At 44.9% G+C, this 1,254-nt stretch carries 2 protein-coding genes; one reads left to right on the top strand and one right to left on the bottom strand.

Annotated features, from left to right (window positions below):
- Window positions 1-836 (bottom strand): tRNA (adenosine(37)-N6)-threonylcarbamoyltransferase complex transferase subunit TsaD (tsaD, locus tag AC3AYF_RS21310; protein WP_487780466.1); only part of this gene is annotated, 836 nt, incomplete at its 3' end.
- A 136-nt stretch (window positions 837-972) separates the two neighbouring features.
- Here tsaD and rpsU point away from each other — a divergent pair.
- Window positions 973-1,188 carry a 30S ribosomal protein S21 gene (gene rpsU, locus AC3AYF_RS21305; protein WP_487780465.1) on the top strand — a complete coding sequence of 72 codons (216 nt, stop codon included), beginning with the start codon at window positions 973-975 and terminating at the stop codon, window positions 1,186-1,188.
- The last annotated feature ends 66 nt before the right edge of the window (window positions 1,189-1,254 follow it).

The raw sequence follows: 1,254 nt of genomic DNA, 5'->3' as shown, positions 1-1,254 counted from the left end.
ATTCGCGCGCGTAGCGCTTTATTTGCACTCACACCCCCCGCAATCACCAACGTGTTACGTCCCGTTTGTTTTAACGCACGTTTACATTTAATGGCTAATGTTTCTACTGCTGCTGTTTGAAATGCTAAAGCAATATCGGCTTGATCTTGTTCTGTTTGCTCACTTGCCCGCCACGTATTCATGGCAAATGTTTTGAGACCACTAAAACTAAAGTCCAATCCCGGCCGATTGGTCATGGGCCTCGGGAACTGATATTTATCTGCTATGCCTTTTTCCGCAAGCGCTGCAAGAACAGGCCCACCGGGATAACTTAGCCCAAGCATTTTTGCTGTTTTATCAAAAGCCTCACCCACCGCATCATCAATTGATTCACCTAATAGTTGGTATTGCCCAACGCCTTGCACATCAACCAATAAAGTATGCCCACCAGAAACGAGCAACGAAACAAAAGGAAAGTCCGGCGACTTGTCTTCTAAAAGAGGGGAGAGCAAATGCCCCTCCATATGATTAATTGCCAGAGCAGGCACATCTAAGGCCCAAGCAAGACTACGACCAATTGCTGCACCAACTAATAACGCGCCAACCAATCCTGGGCCTGCAGTATAGGCAACCGCATCAATGTCATCACGCGAGACGTTTGCTTGCGCTAACACTTGCTCAATAAGCGGCAAAGTTTTACGAATATGATCTCGAGAGGCCAGTTCAGGCACCACACCACCATACTCAGCGTGAAGTTCAACTTGGCTATAAAGTGCATGCCCCAACAAACCCTTTTCGGTATCATAGAGAGCTATGCCAGTCTCATCACACGATGATTCAATGCCTAATACCCGCATTCTGTTGCCTGTCTTTGCTTATAATTCATGACAATATTATGCCTTCTTTAAAAGAAAAGTGATCTAACACTTTGCTTTCCTTTCCAAATTTCGTACAATTAAGGGCTTTTCCACGAAATATTTTTAGGAATAATTAATGCCATCAGTACGTTTAAAAGAAAACGAACCATTTGATATTGCTTTACGTCGCTTCAAACGCGCCGTCGAAAAAGCAGGTACCGTTACCGAAGCTCGTGCACGTGAAGCTTATGAAAAACCAACAACTGTACGCAAACGCGCAGCAGCAGCAGCAGTTAAGCGTCATCAGAAAAAAGTCTCTCGTGAGAGTGCTCGCCGTATCCGTTTGTACTAAGCAATCATATTTTTATGCCCGCTGAATCCAGCCCATTAAAGGTTACTCTGCTAGACAACGTCAAAG

Source organism: Salinicola sp., assembly GCF_982684285.1.
The sequence above is the reverse complement of the archived record's forward strand: the minus strand, read 5'-3'. Positions and strand labels throughout refer to the sequence as shown.